This window comes from Pseudomonas sp. CVAP#3, assembly GCF_018986375.1.
Taxonomy (GTDB): Bacteria; Pseudomonadota; Gammaproteobacteria; order Pseudomonadales; family Pseudomonadaceae; genus Aquipseudomonas; species Aquipseudomonas helvetica.
In genome coordinates this window covers 353,804-369,696 of sequence record NZ_JAHMSC010000002.1, presented here as the reverse complement: position 1 = coordinate 369,696, position 15,893 = coordinate 353,804, and the positions used below count along the sequence as shown (strand labels likewise).

The 15,893-nt window shown below is 59.9% G+C and carries 19 protein-coding genes; 12 read left to right on the top strand and 7 right to left on the bottom strand.

Annotated features, from left to right (window positions below; translation table 11 throughout):
- Positions 1 to 79: 79 nt before the first annotated feature.
- On the top strand, positions 80 to 523 hold the full coding sequence (locus tag KRR23_RS05315) for an N-acetyltransferase (RefSeq protein ID WP_216741641.1): 444 nt from the start codon (positions 80 to 82) through the stop codon (positions 521 to 523).
- An 11-nt stretch (positions 524 to 534) separates the two neighbouring features.
- Here the strand turns inward: KRR23_RS05315 and KRR23_RS05310 are convergent, their stop codons facing one another.
- Positions 535 to 873 (bottom strand): hypothetical protein, encoded by a 339-nt coding sequence (locus tag KRR23_RS05310; RefSeq protein ID WP_216741640.1) that lies wholly within the window; start codon positions 871 to 873, stop codon positions 535 to 537.
- 188 nt (positions 874 to 1,061) lie between these two features.
- Between KRR23_RS05310 and KRR23_RS05305 the strand changes: the two genes are divergently transcribed.
- The 9 genes from KRR23_RS05305 (at position 1,062) to KRR23_RS05265 (ending at position 5,950) form a co-directional block, all read left to right on the top strand.
- On the top strand, positions 1,062 to 1,310 hold the full coding sequence (locus KRR23_RS05305) for a hypothetical protein (RefSeq protein ID WP_019689854.1): 249 nt from the start codon (positions 1,062 to 1,064) through the stop codon (positions 1,308 to 1,310).
- Positions 1,311 to 1,369: 59 nt separating this feature from the next.
- Complete coding sequence (locus KRR23_RS05300) at positions 1,370 to 1,699, top strand: DUF6388 family protein (RefSeq protein ID WP_216741639.1); 330 nt, start codon at positions 1,370 to 1,372, stop codon at positions 1,697 to 1,699.
- A 3-nt stretch (positions 1,700 to 1,702) separates the two neighbouring features.
- Positions 1,703 to 2,407 (top strand): YoaK family protein, encoded by a 705-nt coding sequence (locus KRR23_RS05295; protein WP_216741638.1) that lies wholly within the window; start codon positions 1,703 to 1,705, stop codon positions 2,405 to 2,407.
- A 65-nt stretch (positions 2,408 to 2,472) separates the two neighbouring features.
- Complete coding sequence (gene tusD, locus KRR23_RS05290; protein WP_024264676.1) at positions 2,473 to 2,865, top strand: sulfurtransferase complex subunit TusD; 393 nt, start codon at positions 2,473 to 2,475, stop codon at positions 2,863 to 2,865.
- 3 nt (positions 2,866 to 2,868) lie between these two features.
- Positions 2,869 to 3,231: a sulfurtransferase complex subunit TusC gene (gene tusC / locus KRR23_RS05285; protein WP_216741637.1), complete on the top strand. Its 363-nt coding sequence runs from the start codon at positions 2,869 to 2,871 to the stop codon at positions 3,229 to 3,231.
- Complete coding sequence (gene tusB, locus KRR23_RS05280; protein ID WP_216741636.1) at positions 3,231 to 3,530, top strand: sulfurtransferase complex subunit TusB; 300 nt, start codon at positions 3,231 to 3,233, stop codon at positions 3,528 to 3,530. The genes tusC and tusB overlap by 1 nt, the downstream gene beginning before the upstream one ends.
- A complete protein-coding gene (locus tag KRR23_RS05275; protein ID WP_054597834.1) occupies positions 3,527 to 3,862 on the top strand; it encodes a TusE/DsrC/DsvC family sulfur relay protein in 336 nt (111 codons plus the stop codon). The genes tusB and KRR23_RS05275 overlap by 4 nt, the downstream gene beginning before the upstream one ends.
- Before the next feature lie 14 nt (positions 3,863 to 3,876).
- On the top strand, positions 3,877 to 4,860 hold the full coding sequence (locus tag KRR23_RS05270) for a glycosyl transferase family protein (RefSeq protein ID WP_216741781.1): 984 nt from the start codon (positions 3,877 to 3,879) through the stop codon (positions 4,858 to 4,860).
- Between the two features lie 88 nt (positions 4,861 to 4,948).
- On the top strand, positions 4,949 to 5,950 hold the full coding sequence (locus tag KRR23_RS05265; RefSeq protein ID WP_216741635.1) for a glutathione S-transferase family protein: 1,002 nt from the start codon (positions 4,949 to 4,951) through the stop codon (positions 5,948 to 5,950).
- Between the two features lie 203 nt (positions 5,951 to 6,153).
- Here KRR23_RS05265 and cysG read toward each other — a convergent pair whose 3' ends face one another.
- From cysG to ftsK, 6 genes are all read right to left on the bottom strand, one after another.
- On the bottom strand, positions 6,154 to 7,548 hold the full coding sequence (gene cysG / locus KRR23_RS05260; RefSeq protein WP_216741634.1) for a siroheme synthase CysG: 1,395 nt from the start codon (positions 7,546 to 7,548) through the stop codon (positions 6,154 to 6,156).
- The gene (gene serS / locus KRR23_RS05255; protein ID WP_216741633.1) at positions 7,549 to 8,829 is read right to left on the bottom strand and encodes a serine--tRNA ligase; all 1,281 of its coding nucleotides are present in this window, start codon (positions 8,827 to 8,829) and stop codon (positions 7,549 to 7,551) included.
- Between the two features lie 16 nt (positions 8,830 to 8,845).
- Positions 8,846 to 9,220, bottom strand: coding sequence for a fluoride efflux transporter CrcB (gene crcB, locus KRR23_RS05250; protein ID WP_216741632.1), 375 nt, complete (start codon positions 9,218 to 9,220; stop codon positions 8,846 to 8,848).
- A complete protein-coding gene (locus KRR23_RS05245; RefSeq protein ID WP_216741780.1) occupies positions 9,217 to 10,542 on the bottom strand; it encodes a replication-associated recombination protein A in 1,326 nt (441 codons plus the stop codon). The genes crcB and KRR23_RS05245 overlap by 4 nt, the downstream gene beginning before the upstream one ends.
- 204 nt (positions 10,543 to 10,746) lie before the next feature.
- Complete coding sequence (gene lolA, locus KRR23_RS05240) at positions 10,747 to 11,370, bottom strand: outer membrane lipoprotein chaperone LolA (protein WP_019689841.1); 624 nt, start codon at positions 11,368 to 11,370, stop codon at positions 10,747 to 10,749.
- 58 nt (positions 11,371 to 11,428) lie between these two features.
- On the bottom strand, positions 11,429 to 13,834 hold the full coding sequence (gene ftsK, locus KRR23_RS05235; RefSeq protein ID WP_103316443.1) for a DNA translocase FtsK: 2,406 nt from the start codon (positions 13,832 to 13,834) through the stop codon (positions 11,429 to 11,431).
- Between the two features lie 329 nt (positions 13,835 to 14,163).
- Here ftsK and trxB point away from each other — a divergent pair, with 329 nt between their 5' ends.
- Both trxB and aat read left to right on the top strand, forming a co-directional pair.
- Positions 14,164 to 15,114, top strand: a complete 951-nt coding sequence (gene trxB, locus KRR23_RS05230; protein ID WP_216741631.1) for a thioredoxin-disulfide reductase — start codon at positions 14,164 to 14,166, stop codon at positions 15,112 to 15,114.
- Positions 15,115 to 15,178: 64 nt separating this feature from the next.
- Positions 15,179 to 15,859: a leucyl/phenylalanyl-tRNA--protein transferase gene (gene aat / locus KRR23_RS05225; protein WP_216741630.1), complete on the top strand. Its 681-nt coding sequence runs from the start codon at positions 15,179 to 15,181 to the stop codon at positions 15,857 to 15,859.
- The last annotated feature ends 34 nt before the right edge of the window (positions 15,860 to 15,893 follow it).

Below are 15,893 nucleotides of genomic sequence, written 5' to 3'. Positions count from 1 at the left end.
GTCACTGGTATTCACTTCGTTAACAACACGCGGTAGTCTCGGTATCGATTGCCCAAAAACCGTTACAAGGACGTCACGAATGAAACTGCGCATCGAGTTATCGCACAACCCGCTACCCGAAGAACGCCAGGCGATTATCAACCCCCTGCGCGCCTACAACATCGCCCATGCCGGCGAAGGTCACTACCAGGAAATCGCCCTGCTGGTTCGTGATGAACAGAGCGACGAAATTCTCGGCGGGCTCTACGCAAAACTGTTTTACCAATGGATGTTCATCGACTTGTTGTCAGTGCCCGAGCAGGCACGCGGCCAAGGCACCGGCTCACGGCTGATGCACATGGCCGAAGAGCTGGCGCGGGAGAAGAACTGCATTGGAATCTACCTCGACACCTTCGAATTCCAGGCACCGGAGTTTTACAAGAAGCTGGGGTTTACCGAGATTGGGCAGATTGCCGATTACCCGCCGGGCAGCAAGCGCTTCTTTTTTCAGAAACGCCTGACGGCCACCGAGCCAAACACCTGACGCTCACTGACTCACAGACAGGTTGCCAGTGCCGCCAGTCGACGCTTGGCAACCCAGTTGTCCTGAGTGGCGTAGTACTTCAATGCGCCGCCTTGTACGTCAATGAAGGCCTCGGCCGAACGGGTGTAAACGGTGAATCCGCCAGCTTCGCCGGGTTGCAGGTAACCGCTGGCGTCGACACCGAACACCGCCTCGTCCTGCCAGGCAAACTGCACGCACTGGGCGACGACCAGATCAGGCTTGCTCGAGGCGAGCGTCTTGTAGGGGCTCTGGGAGCGCGCTTCTTTCATCGTCGATCCCGCGCAACCCGCCAGCAACACGCCAGCCAGCGCCACCATCAAAATACGCATTGTGTTTCCTTATTCGCAAAACGCTGACTGTATCACCGCAAGCGGCTACTCCGAAGCGCCAGGCAAGGTTCTTCCTCATGGCGCCGCTCTGCTTTACTTTATATAGATAGCGACAGCCCGCGCCGATTCGCGCACCCTGTCGCGCCATAATTGGCGCGTCGCGCTAAGCAACTTCTTCTGGAAAGCCCATGACCCCCAATGCCGAGTTCTACAAACCTTCCACCGACTACGCCGACAAGCTGATCAGCCAGATCGGTCAGACCCCGTCGTGGATCGCCAAACGCATCGGCGTGACCGACAAGCGCATTCGCTACATCCTCGATGGCGAAAGAACCGTCAAAGGTGAAACCACGCCGATCCAGATGACCTACACCGAGCAGTTTGCACTTGAGTGCCTGGCCGCCGAGGCCAAAGCCAACAAGAAAAAGACCTCCTGACCCGCGTCAAGGCAAATGCCCTCAAGACGCGCATACTTTTCCTTTGACAAGGACGGTCCATGGCCCCAATCGACTCGCAGCACGAACTGGCGCTGCAACGTTTTCTCAATGCACGACCGGCGTTACGCGAAGAACTCGATCACCTGAATCCTCTGGCTGCCCAGGCCAAAGGCGAAACCATGGTGCAATATCGCAACGAACGGCTGCATGAAGCCTACGAGGCGGAGGCCGAGCGTCTGGGCCTGTTTGCCTGGGAATTGACGTTGCAATTGACCGTGGCCACTGTTGAGGACTATGAAGCCCAACGGCTGGAGGTGCACAAGGAAGTGGCGCAAATGGCCGGCATGGACTGGAAGGAATATCGCAAACTGCAGGGTCTCGAGAGTTGACGAATGCTGCCGTCTTCACCTAATCGCGCCCATACACCGGGTCTGTTGCATGTGCAGAAATGGCGCGGCCGGATCGGTATGTTGCTGGTGGCGAGCCTGTCAGTGCTGGCTGGCATGACCGACGCTATCGGCTTTATGGCCACCGGCGACTTCGTCTCCTTCATGAGCGGCAACACCACTCGCCTGGCGGTAGCGATCAGCGGCGCAGATCTGGGCATGACCTTGCGGTTGCTGGTGCTGGTCGCCATGTTTGTCGTCGGTAACGCCTTGGGCATTGTAGTCAGCCGATTCAGCGGCCGACGCGCCCTGCCCTTGATGCTGTGCGTCGCTGCCCTGTTGTGCGGCGCCGCTGCATGGCCATTCGAGGCTAAATTTCCGGCGTTGCTGGCAGCGGTCATCGCCATGGGGATGCTCAACGCCGCCGTCGAACAGGTCAACGGCTTTCCGGTCGGGTTGACCTATGTCACCGGTGCCCTGTCACGCTTTGGGCGCGGTCTGGGACGCTGGTTGCTCGGCGAACGCCGCAATGGCTGGCGGGTGCAACTGATCCCCTGGACCGGCATGTTTGCCGGCGCCGTCCTGGGCGCAGTGCTCGAACACCATCTCGGCCTGCAAGCCCTGTATGCCAGCGGTCTGCTGGCCGGCGTGCTCGGCGCTATTTCACTGAAGATTCCGCGGCGCTGGCAGATGGGCTATATGCCGCGCTGAATCGCCCTTCGCCGCACCGGCGATAAAGCTTTATCATGGCCGCAGATTTGTTGTCAGAGTTCACCATGAAGTTCGCCATTGCGCTGTTTTCCGCCGCACATGCGCCCTCCTCGCGCCGCGCCCTGCTGTTTGCTCAGGCAGCGCTGGCCGGTGGGCACGAGATCGTGCGGCTGTTTTTCTACCAGGACGGCGTTTACAACGCGTCGAGCAACGTCGTTACGCCACAGGATGAGCAGGACCTGGCACTGCAATGGCGCAACTTCGTCAGCGAGCACCAACTCGACGGCGTAGTGTGTATTGCTGCAGCCTTGCGTCGCGGTGTGCTGGATGAAGCAGAAGCCAGGCGTTATCAGCGCACGGCAATCAATGTCAGCGCACCGTGGGAATTGTCCGGGCTCGGGCAGTTGCACGATGCGGTGCAAGATGCCGATCGCCTGATCTGTTTTGGAGGGCCATGAAACATGCCTAAATCCTTGCTGATTATCAGCCGGCAGGCACCCTGGTCTGGCCCAAGCGCCCGTGAAGCGCTGGATATCGTACTCGCCGGCGGCGCCTTCGATTTGCCGATCGGCCTGCTGTTTCTCGATGACGGCGTGTTCCAGCTCGCCACCGGGCAGGACGCCAAAGCCGTGCAACAAAAAGACCTCAGCGCCAACCTGCAGGCGCTTGGGTTGTTTGGTATAGAAGACCTGTACGTGTGTGGCGACAGCGCAACCGCACGCGGCCTGGTGCCGACGGCCTTGAGCCTCGACCCGTTGCAGGTGCTGGCTGCTGAGCAAATCTCGGCTGTTATTGACCGTTATGACCAAGTGATCACCCTCTGATGTCGACTTTGCATGTGTTGTCTCACTCGCCGTTTACCGATAACCGGCTGACCAGTTGCCTGCGCGTGCTGGGTGCGAGCGATGCCGTTTTGCTCAGTGGCGATGCGGTCTACGCCTTGCAGCCCGGCACCGCGCCACTCTGTGCACTGCAAGCACGCAGCGAAACCTTACGCCTGTTCGTCCTCGACGAAGATGTTCAGGCTCGCGGCCTGCAAGTGCCCGACTGGGTCAAAAGCGTCGACTATCCGGCCTTTGTCGAACTGTCGATTCACTACGACAAGGTCAACAGCTGGTTATGAATTCGCTCACCGTAGGCGCTCGTCGCATCGATCTGGACAAGGACGGTTACCTGGTTGATCTGGGTGACTGGTCCGCCGAAGTCGCCACCGCGCTGGCGGCCGCCGAAGAACTTGAGCTGAGCCCCGAACACTGGGAAATCCTTGAGCTGCTGCGTGGGTTTTATCAGGAGTTCCAGCTGTCGCCGGCCACTCGCCCGTTGATCAAATACACCGCGCTGAAGCTGGGCCCGGACAAGGGCAACAGCCTGCACCTGAACCGATTGTTCAAAGGCACTCCCGCCAAACTTGCCGCCAAGCTGGCGGGCCTGCCCAAACCGACGAATTGTCTATGACCGATTTCGCCCCACTGATCACTGAAACACCTGCCGAACACCCTTTCGCGCAGTTCGTGCGGATTCTCGGCAAAGGCAAACGCGGCGCCCGCAGCCTGACCCGCGAAGAGGCCCGCGAGGCCATGGGCATGCTGCTCGACGACAAGGTCGAGGACACTCAACTCGGTGCCTTCCTGATGCTGTTGCGGCACAAGGAAGAAAGCCCGGAAGAGCTGGCAGGTTTCACCGAAGCCTTGCGCGAGCGGTTGAACGCGCCAGCGCTGGGTGTCGATCTGGACTGGCCAACCTACGCCGGCAAGAAGCGCCACCTGCCGTGGTACCTGCTAGCGGCCAAGTGCCTGGCGCAAAACGGTGTGCGGATCCTGATGCACGGCGGCGGCGCGCATACCGCCGGGCGTCTGTACAGCGAGCAACTACTCGAGCAATTGCAGATCCCGCTGTGCCGTAACTGGCAACAAGTGGGTGAGGCGCTGGAGCAAGGCAACCTGGCGTTTATCCCGCTGGGCGACTGGGCGCCGCAACTGCAACGGATGATCGACCTGCGCAACACCCTCGGCCTGCGTTCGCCGATCCACTCGCTGGCACGGATTCTCAACCCGTTGGGTGCGCGCTGCGGCCTGCAAAGCATCTTCCACCCCGGCTATCAGGGCGTGCACCGCGACGCCAGCGGCTTGCTGGGCGATAACGCGATCGTGATCAAGGGCGATGGCGGTGAGATCGAGATCAACCCGGATGCCGATAGTCACTTGTACGGCACCACTGGCGGTGAGAGCTGGGATGAGGAATGGCCACAGCTATCGGCGCAACGTCACGTCAAACCGGCGAGCCTGGACCCTGAACACCTGAAAGCCGTATGGCGCGGCGACGTGGTCGACAGCTATCCGCAAATGGCGCTGATTTCGACCATGGCCCTGGCTTTGCGCGGCCTCGGGACGCCGCGTGATGAAGCCTTCGTCAAGGCTCAGCAGTTCTGGGATGCTCGCAACAAATCTATTTAATCGATCATAAACGCTCAACCTTTGCGCTTTTTGTTCGAAGGGATCGGAATAGACTCAACTCCAACATTTAACGACTTTGGAGTTCAAGATGGGTTTGCTGATTGAAGGGCAATGGCGTGATCAGTGGTACGAAAGCAGCAAGGACGGCGCGTTCCAGCGCGAACAAGCGCAGCGCCGTAACTGGCTGACCGCCGACGGCAAACCCGGCCCCAGCGGCGAAGGCGGCTTTCCTGCACAAGCCGGCCGTTATCACCTCTATGTCTCGCTCGCCTGTCCCTGGGCGCATCGCACGCTGATTCTGCGCAAGCTCAAAGGCCTGGAAGGCCTGGTCGATGTGTCGGTGGTCAGCTGGCTGATGCTGGAAAACGGCTGGACCTTCGACAAAGCCTTCGGCTCCACTGGCGACAAGCTCGACCACCTCACATTCATGCACCAGCGCTACACTGCCGATACTGCCGACTACACCGGCCGCGTAACGGTGCCAGTGCTGTGGGATAACCTGCAAAAACGCATCGTCAGCAACGAATCGGCGGAAATCATCCGCATGTTCAACAGCGCCTTCGACGGTCTGACCGGCAATGGCCTGGACTTCTACCCGCAACCTTTACGCGCTGAAATCGATGAGCTGAATGCACGGATTTATCCAGCGGTGAACAACGGCGTGTATCGCGCCGGGTTTGCCACCTCGCAAACAGCCTATGAAGAGGCGTTTGATGAGTTGTTCAGTGAGCTCGACTGGCTGGAAAACCGACTGGGCCAGAAGCGCTATCTGGCGGGTGAATACCTGACCGAGGCGGACATTCGCCTATTCACCACGCTGATTCGCTTCGACGCGGTGTATTACAGCCACTTCAAGTGCAACCTGCGGCGGATCGCCGATTACCCGAACCTGTCGAACTGGCTACGCGAGCTGTATCAGTGGCCAGGGATTGCCGACACCGTGGACTTTGCCCATATCAAGGGGCATTACTACGCGAGCCATCGCACGATCAATCCGACCGGCATTGTGCCGAAGGGACCGGCGCAGGATTTCACCATCGCACATGATCGGGAGCGGTTGAGCGGGAAAGGGGTTTGGCGCAAGGCCTAGGTGCTGAACTGAAACCCGGCCGTGACAACGATCAATTGTGGCGAGGGGGCTTGTCGGAACGCCGCACCGCCCCGCTCGGTTGCGAAGCAGCCGCAAAACCGGAGAGTGCGGTCTATCAGTAAGACCGCGGTCATTGGTTTTAGGGCCGCTACGCGCCCCAGCGGGGCGGTGCGGCGTTCCGACAAGCCCCCTCGCCACAGTGTTCAGACTTGCGACTGGGCGCCTTCAAACCATGCGAGTTTCTCGCGAAGTTGCACCACTTCTCCCACGATCACCAAGGTCGGCGCATGCACTTCATGCTCCGCCACCAGCTGTGGAAGGTTGGCCAGCGTGCCGGTGAAAACCCGCTGATTCGGCGTCGTGCCCTGCTGGATCAACGCCGCCGGTGTGTCCGCCGAACGACCATGCCTGATCAATTCTTCGCAGATGATCGGCAGTCCCACCAGCCCCATGTAAAACACCAGGGTTTGCGCGGGCGCGACCAGATCGCTCCACGGCAGATCCGAGGTGCCGTCCTTCAGGTGGCCGGTGATAAAACGCACCGACTGCGCGTAATCACGGTGGGTCAACGGAATTCCGGCGTAGGCCGCGCAACCGCTGGCGGCGGTAATGCCCGGCACGACCTGGAACGGAATGCCATGGGCCGCCAGTTCTTCGATCTCTTCGCCACCACGACCAAAGATGAACGGATCACCGCCCTTCAACCGCACGACACGCTTACCCTGCTTGGCCAGGTCGACCAATTGCTGGTTGATCTGATCCTGAGGCACCGCGTGATCGGCACGTCGCTTGCCGACATAGATCCGCTCGGCATCACGACGGCACAGTTCAAGAATCGCCGGTGCCACCAGACGGTCATACAGCACCACATCGGCTTGCTGCATCAGCCGCAAGGCGCGGAATGTCAGTAGATCCGGATCACCCGGCCCCGCGCCGACCAGATACACCTCACCCGGAGCGTTGGGGGATTGGCCGTTGATTTTCGCCAGCAGCAAACGTTCGGCTTCAGCGCCCTGCCCGGCCAGTTGACGATCCGCGATCGGCCCCTGGAACACCTCTTCCCAGAATGCCCGACGCTGCTGCACATCCGGGAACAGACCTTTGACCTGGTTGCGAAAGCGCGCCGCCAACCCGGCCAGCTGACCATAAGTCGAAGGAATCCAGGTTTCCAGTTTGGCGCGGATCAACCGCGCCAGCACCGGCGCATCGCCGCCGCTGGAAACCGCAATCACCAATGGCGAACGGTCGACGATCGCCGGGAAGATCACGCTGCACAAGGCCGGCGCGTCCACCACGTTGACCGGCACGCAGCGCCGATGAGCATCTTTGGAGACTTGCGCATTCAGCGGTTCGTCGTCGGTAGCGGCAATGATCAGCCCGCAGCCGTCGAGGTCCGACTCACGGTAGCCGCGCAACACCAACTCGCCGCCACTGCTCTGCACCAGCTCACTCAACTGGGCTTCGATCTCAGGTGCAACGACCCGCAGCAGCGCGCCGGCGTCGGCCAGCAGACGGGATTTGCGCAAGGCAATCTCCCCTCCACCGACGACCAACACACGACTGCCGCGCAGGTTGTGAAACAGCGGCAGAAATTCCATTTAGCCGATGACCTCAAGGCCGCCCATGTACGGCTTGAGCACGGCTGGCACGCGGATCGAACCGTCGGCCTGCTGATAGTTCTCCAGCACCGCCACCAGGGTACGACCGACCGCCAGACCGGAACCGTTCAGGGTGTGGACCAGCTCAGGCTTGCCGGTTTCCGGGTTACGGAAACGTGCTTGCATGCGACGGGCCTGGAAATCGCCGCAGTTGGAGCACGACGAAATTTCACGGTATTTGCCCTGGCTCGGAACCCACACTTCCAGGTCGTAGGTCTTGACCGCGCTGAAGCCCATGTCGCCGGTGCACAGGGCCAGGGTACGGTATGGCAGTTCGAGCAGTTGCAGGACTTTCTCGGCGTTGGCGGTCAGGCTTTCCAGCGCTTGCATCGAAGTCGATGGCTCAACGATCTGGACCATTTCGACCTTGTCGAACTGGTGCTGACGAATCATCCCGCGGGTGTCACGCCCCGACGCACCGGCTTCGCTGCGGAAGCACGGGGTGTGGGCGACGAACTTGATCGGCAGCTGTTTGGCGTCGATGATTTCGCCAGCCACGATGTTGGTCAGCGACACTTCCGCGGTCGGGATCAGGTACAGATCGGCTTCGCCTTCGCGGCTGATCTTGAACAGGTCTTCCTCGAACTTCGGCAGTTGACCGGTGCCCTGCAAGGCCGGCGCCTGAACCAGATAAGGCGTGTAAGCCTCTTCATAGCCATGCTCGGTGGTGTGCAGGTTGATCATGAACTGCGCCAGTGCGCGGTGCAGGCGGGCAATCGGCCCACGCAGCAGGGAGAAACGGGCACCGGACAGCTTGGCCGCGGTTTCAAAGTCCAGCCAGCCGAACTTCTCGCCCAGCGCGACGTGATCCTTGATCTCGAAGTCGAAGGTGGTCGGCGTGCCCCAACGGCGCACTTCGACGTTACCGTCTTCGTCGGAACCAATCGGCACCGACTCGTGTGGCAGGTTAGGAATGTTCAGCAGGATCGAGTCCAGTTCGGTCTGGATCTCGTCCAGCTCGACTTTGCCGATACCGAGCTCGTTCGCCATGCGCTCGACGTCTGCCATCAACGGCGCGATGTCTTCCCCGCGCTGCTTGGCCTGACCGATGGATTTGGAGCGCGCATTACGTTCAGCCTGCAGTGCTTCAGTGCGGGTCTGGACGGTCTTGCGCTGTTCTTCCAGCGCTTCGATGCGCGCAACATCCAGGCTGAAGCCGCGGGATGCCAGGCGGTCCGCTACGTCCTGAAGGTTGCTACGTAACAGTTTGGAATCGAGCATGTCGGTCTCTCGTTTATCAAAGTTTGGTCAAGGATAGGCCAGCCCACGTCGCGAGCAGCCCGCCGAATACGCTGATTGCCGCGTAGCCCAGGGCCAGCGGTACTTGCCCGCTTTCGAGCAAGCGCACCGTATCCAGTGAAAAGGATGAAAAAGTCGTCAGGCCACCAAGGAAGCCCACCATCAACCCGGCACGCACCTCAATCGGCACTTCCGGGCGCAACATAAACAGGCCGTACAAAAAGCCGATCAACAGGCAGCCAACGATATTAACGGTCAGCGTAGCGGTATAGAAGTGCCGCGGCCAATTCGCGTTGATCCAATTGCCGGTAGCGAAACGTAATAAGGTGCCGGCAATACCGCCGACGGAGACCGCAACGATCAAGGGAATCAAGGTTTTCTCCGCTGTTTGGGACTCAGGCGGTCCAGCTGGGCGAGATGATTGAGCTTCTCGCCGATCTTCAATTCGAGGCCACGTGGTACCGGACGATAGAACGACTGCGGCTCCAGTTCCTCCGGGAAATAATCTTCGCCGGCCGCGTAAGCGTCCGGTTCGTCGTGGGCGTAACGGTATTCGTCGCCGTAACCGAGTTGTTTCATCAACTTGGTCGGGGCATTGCGCAAATGCAGCGGGACTTCCAGCGAGCCATGCTCGGCAGCGCTGCGCATGGCGGCTTTGAAGCCCATATAAACCGCGTTGCTTTTCGGCGCACAAGCCAGATAGGTAATCGCTTGCGCGACCGCCAACTCACCTTCGGGGCTGCCCAGCCGCTCCTGCACATCCCACGCCGCCAGGCACAGGCTCAAAGCGCGCGGATCGGCATTGCCGATGTCTTCGCTGGCCATGCGCACTACGCGCCGGGCCAGGTACAACGGATCGCAGCCACCGTCGAGCATGCGCGCGAACCAGTACAGTGCGCCGTCCGGATTGGAACCACGCACCGATTTGTGCAGCGCAGAGATCTGGTCGTAAAACGCTTCGCCGCCCTTGTCGAAACGTCGCCGGGTGTCGCCAAGCAGGCTTTGCAGCAGCTCGACGCCGATTTCCGTGCCGTCTTCGGCCAGGTCGGAGGCGTTCTCCAGCAAGTTCAGCAGACGCCGGCCGTCACCGTCAGCGGCGCTGAGCAGCATCTTAAAACCGTCATCGCCGAGGCTTAACTGACGCTTGCCCAGGCCGCGCTCTTCGGTCAACGCCCGCTGCACCAGTTTGTGCAGCGCGGTTTCGTCGAGGCTCTTGAGCACGTAGACGCGCGCACGGGACAGCAGTGCGTTGTTCAGTTCAAACGACGGGTTTTCGGTGGTCGCGCCAATGAAAATCAGCGTGCCGTCTTCGACGTATGGCAGAAAGGCATCTTGTTGCGACTTGTTGAAGCGATGGACTTCGTCGACGAACAGAATGGTTCGGCGGCCATATTGCCCGGCCTGCTGCTTGGCGACTTCCACCGCCTGGCGGATCTCCTTGACCCCGGCCAGCACCGCCGAGACCGTTTCGAAGTGCGCATCCGAGACTTCCGCGAGCAGTCGTGCCAGGGTGGTTTTACCCACGCCCGGCGGCCCCCAGAAAATCATCGAGTGCAAGGCACCCTGCTCCAGCGCCTCGCGCAACGGCTTGCCGCGGGCCAACAGGTGTTCCTGACCGACATACTCCTCCAGGTTGGCCGCACGTAAACGGGCGGCTAACGGCTGAGCTATCGGGGCACTGCGAAACAGGTCCATCACGTAGGGTTAAAACCTCGGATTATTACGTGGCTCTCAAGTCTGGCGAACACCCTGTGGCGAGGGAGCTTGCTCCCGCTGGGGCGCGAAGCGGCCCTAAAAATGGGACTGCTACGCAGCCCAGCGGGAGCAAGCTCCCTCGCCACAGGTTATGTGTGTGCTGCACCTTCCCTTGAATGCCCAGCACTGGGTTACTGCTGCTCTTTATTCTTGAATCACATCGGCACCCTTGGGGATGTCGAACTTGAACTTGGAGGCCGGAATCGGCTCGTTGGCCTTGACCCCGGTGAACAGGATGTTGGTGCGCTGACCGACGCTGTCGATCATCTGCATGTCATTGACCATACCGTTGCGGAACGACAGGCGCAGGCTGTCGAACAGCGTGTCCTTGGTCTTGGGCTTGAGCGTGAAGTCGATCACGCCGCCGGCTTCCTTGGACGTAATGGCGAAGCTCTGGCTGATTTTCGACACATCACCGGACAGCAACAATGCTGGAGTCTGGGTCAGGCGCTGATCAAGGTTCTTGATGGTGACCTGTTGCAGGTCCGGGTCCCACAAGGAAACCTTCTTGCCATCCGACACCATCAGCTGTTCTTGCGGTGCATCAGTGTGCCAGTAGAACAGGCCCGGACGCTGCAAGGACATTTCGCCAGCGGTTTCCTGCAACTGAGTACCGCTACCGTCGAGGGTCAGCTGAGAGAAACGTGCGGTCAGGGTCTGCGACTTTTCGAGCAACTGAGTCAGACGCGCCACGTCCTTGTCATCGGCGTGAGCCGAAAGCGTGGTTAAAGCCAGTACCGGCAGCAGCAACATGCGGATAAGACGCATGGGAGTCCTCTTTGATATTCGTTTGAATGGCGTGCCGCGTGATTTCACGCGGCACCGGTCAGTCGCGCATAGGGCCTGGTGCAAGCACTTCGCGCGAGCCGTTGGTATTCATGGAGGTCACGACCCCGGCCATTTCCATGGCTTCGATCATGCGCGCAGCGCGGTTGTAGCCGATCTTCAGCTTGCGCTGAACCGCAGAGATCGAGGCGCGGCGGCTTTCCAGCACGAACTGCACCGCTTCGTCATAGAGCGCGTCGGTTTCCGCATCATCGTCGCCGCCACCGCTGCTGCCTTCAAAGCCACTGCCCGCCTCTTCGACACCGTTGAGGATGTCGTCGTTGTACTCCGGTGCACCACGCAGTTTCCAGGCTTCAACCACCCGGTGAACTTCATCGTCGGAAACGAACGCGCCGTGAACCCGAATCGGCAGACTGGTGCCCGGTGGCATGTAGAGCATGTCACCGTGACCCAGCAACTGCTCGGCACCACCCTGGTCGATGATGGTTCGCGAGTCGATCTTGCTCGATACCTGGAACGCCATACGGGTCGGAATGTTGGCCTTGATCAGACCGGTGATCACATCCACCGACGGACGCTGGGTCGCAAGGATCAAGTGAATACCGGCCGCACGGGCTTTCTGGGCGATCCGTGCGATCAGCTCTTCAACCTTCTTGCCGACGATCATCATCATGTCGGCGAATTCGTCGACCACCACCACGATAGTTGGCAGCTTGGTCAGCAGCGGAGCTTCGTCGTGAATGCTTTCGCGGTTGTACAACGGATCCGTCAGCGGCGTACCGGCTTCCTGCGCCTCCCTGACCTTCTGGTTGAAACCCGACAGGTTACGCACGCCCATCTTCGCCATCAGCTTGTAGCGGCGCTCCATCTCGGCCACGCTCCAGCGCAACGCGTTGGCAGCGTCCTTCATGTCGGTAACCACCGGGCACAGCAGGTGCGGAATGCCTTCGTAGATCGACAATTCAAGCATTTTCGGGTCGATCATAATCAGCTTGGCGTCTTCCGGACCCGACTTGAACAGAATCGACAGAATCATCGCGTTCACGCCCACCGACTTACCGGAACCGGTAGTACCGGCCACCAGCAGGTGAGGCATTTTTGCCAGGTCGACGATGATCGGCTTACCGCCGATGTCGTGACCCAGGGCCAGGGTGACCGGGGACTTGGCGTCATCGTATTCCGGCGTCGACAGCACTTCAGAGAAACGCACGATCTGCCGGTCTTCGTTGGGAATCTCGATGCCGACTGTGGTCTTGCCGGGAATCACTTCCACCACCCGCACACTGGTCACTGCCAGCGAGCGCGCAAGGTCTTTGGCCAGGTTGGAGATACGGCTGACTTTTACCCCGGCCGCCGGTTGAATTTCGTAACGGGTAATCACCGGGCCCGGGTGAATCGAATCCACCGAGACTTCGACGCCGAATTCCTTGAGTTTGATTTCCAGCAAATGGCCAACGGCAGCCAGCGACTCAGGCGAATAGTTGAGCTGTTTCTTTTCTGCCGGATCGAGAATCGAGATCGGCGGCAAGGTGCCTTCGACCGCGCTGTCAACGAACAGCGGCGCCTGTTTCTCTTTTTCGACGCGTTTGCTTGGAGGCGGAGCTTTCGGCGGTGCTGGAGCAATCACCGGCGGAACCTGCTTCTCGCGCTCGGACATGTGCTTGCTCAGGGCCTGCTCACGCTCGATCAGGCGTTCCTTGACCTTGGCTTGCTCGCGCTTGTCGGTCACGGTCGGAGCCACGACTTCGTGCACCCGATCGTCGACTTCACGCAATTGTGCAACCAGTTGCTTGCGTTCGGTGCGCGCAGCCCACCAGCGATTGGCAGCCCCCTGGAACAGTTCGAACAGGTCGAGGGTGATCTTGCCGGTGACGTCCATCACCTTGAACCACGAGAGGTCGGTGAACACGGTCAGGCCGAACAAAAACAGCGCGATGAACATCAGGGTGCTGCCCTGGATATTCAGCGCGTTCTTTGCCAGATCGCCCAGGCTTTCACCCAATGCACCGCCGGCGCCGGCCGGCAAACCGGTCGGGGCGTGGAAATGGATATGCGCCAGGGCTGCGCCCGACAGCACCAGAAACACCAGACCTATCAGGCGCCAGGAAAACAGCCAGCCGCTCCACTGCCACGGTTCGTGGCGCTGGCGGAAGATCTGGTAAGTCTTGATCGCCAGCAACAGCGGGAAGATATAGGCGAAGTAACCCAGCACCATGAACAGGATATCGGCGCTGTAGGAGCCGGCCGGACCGCCGAAGTTCTGTACATCGTCGATTTTGCTGTTATGACTCCAGCCCGGATCGTCCTTGCCATAGGTCAGCAAGGCCATCATCAGGAACAGGCACAAGGCACCGATGGCGATCAGTGCACCTTCCTTGAGCCGGTAGTGCAGATGCTGACGCCAGAGTGGAACTACTGTTTTAGGTGCTGCGGTGGATTTCTTCAAAACGCGTCTTTTCCTGCGCCTGTAGCGCGTCCAACTGTTGATTGACTACAAAAAACTGCCCACTCCGGGCAGGTAACAAAGTTAACGGGCGCAACAGAGACTACTTTTAACACTCTGACATCGAAATCTGAAACCGTCGGAGATGCCGAAGACAGCGATCTTTTATAACGAAGATTTCGGAACATCCTGATACAGACCGGCATTGTACGGGTTTGCCCGCACGATGCCACGCCAGAGCAGCTAAGGTGTAGCATAGCCAAAAGTATGTTGCGCGCGCTTCAATTTGAGCATGCATTCTCTTTTGTGACAAAGGCTTATGAGGTGTTTTTATGAGCGAAGCTAAGCATTCACGCCTGATCATTCTGGGTTCCGGCCCTGCCGGTTACAGCGCCGCCGTTTATGCCGCTCGCGCCAACCTCAAGCCGACCGTTATTACGGGCCTGCAAGCCGGCGGTCAATTGACCACCACCATTGAAGTCGACAACTGGCCAGGCGATGTTGAAGGCCTGACCGGCCCGGTGCTGATGGAACGCATGCAAAAACATGCCGAGCGTTTCGACACCGAGATCGTCTACGACCACATTCACACCGCAGAGTTGCAGCAGCGACCGTTTCGCCTCACTGGCGACAGCGGCACCTACACCTGCGATGCACTGATTATCGCGACCGGTGCTTCGGCACAATACCTGGGGCTGCCTTCTGAAGAAACCTTCGCCGGCAAAGGCGTTTCTGCCTGTGCCACCTGCGATGGTTTTTTCTACCGCAATCAGGTGGTCGCAGTGATTGGCGGTGGCAACACGGCCGTTGAAGAAGCGCTGTACCTGGCCAACATCGCCAAGGAAGTGCATCTGATTCATCGTCGCGACAAACTGCGCTCAGAGAAGATTCTTCAGGACAAACTGTTCGAGCGTGCCAAAAATGGCAACATTCGCCTGCACTGGAACCAGAACCTTGAAGAGGTATTGGGCGATGCCAGCGGCGTAACCGGTGCACGCCTGCGCGACAGCCTGACCGGCGCGATGAAAGACCTGGAGCTGACCGGCGTATTCATCGCCATCGGCCATAAACCCAATACCGACCTGTTCCAGGGTCAGCTGGAGATGCATAACGGCTACCTGCGAGTCCGGGGCGGCAGCGAAGGCAATGCCACCGCCACCGAGATCGAAGGGGTGTTTGCCGCCGGCGATGTGGCCGACCACATCTACCGTCAGGCGGTGACTTCCGCGGGCGCCGGCTGCATGGCGGCACTGGACGCTGAGAAGTACCTGGACGACAACTGATAAGACATTCATTGCGGCAGGCCAATGCCTGCCGCTGCCCTCCCCTTCTGCAAGCCTGGATACCATGCTGACCTGGTTACAACGCGACTCCCTGAAATTCCCGCCGCTGGAAAAAGCCATGCGCGACCCCAACGGCCTGCTTGCCGCTGGCGGCGACCTGAGCGCCGATCGGCTGATCCAGGCTTACCGCCACGGTTGTTTCCCGTGGTTTTCGGAGGGCCAACCGATCCTCTGGTGGTCGCCGGACCCACGCACCGTATTGTTTCCCGACGAATTGCATATTTCTCGCAGCCTCGGCAAGCTGTTGCGCCAAAAGCGTTACGACGTGACGTTCGATCAGGACTTCCCGGCCGTCATACACGCCTGCGCAGCTCCGCGGGAGTACGCCGATGGCACCTGGATCACCGAAGCGATGCAAACCGCCTACATGGAACTGCACGCTCGCGGATACGCCCACTCGGTCGAGGTCTGGGACCAAGGGGTGCTGGTGGGCGGGCTCTATGGCCTGGCCATGGGTCGGCTGTTTTTCGGTGAGTCGATGTTCAGCCGCGCAGACAACGCCTCCAAGGTCGGCTTCGCCACGCTGGTCAACCACCTCAAGGACGCCGGTTTTGTGTTGATCGACTGCCAGATGCCAACCGGTCATCTGCACAGTCTGGGTGCCCGGGCGATCCCGCGCCGAGAGTTTGCTGGCTATCTCCAGCAACACCTTGATCAACCCTGCCGCGCCCCATGGGTTTGCTGAGCGACTTTTGCGCTCGTGGCTTACACTTAATTGA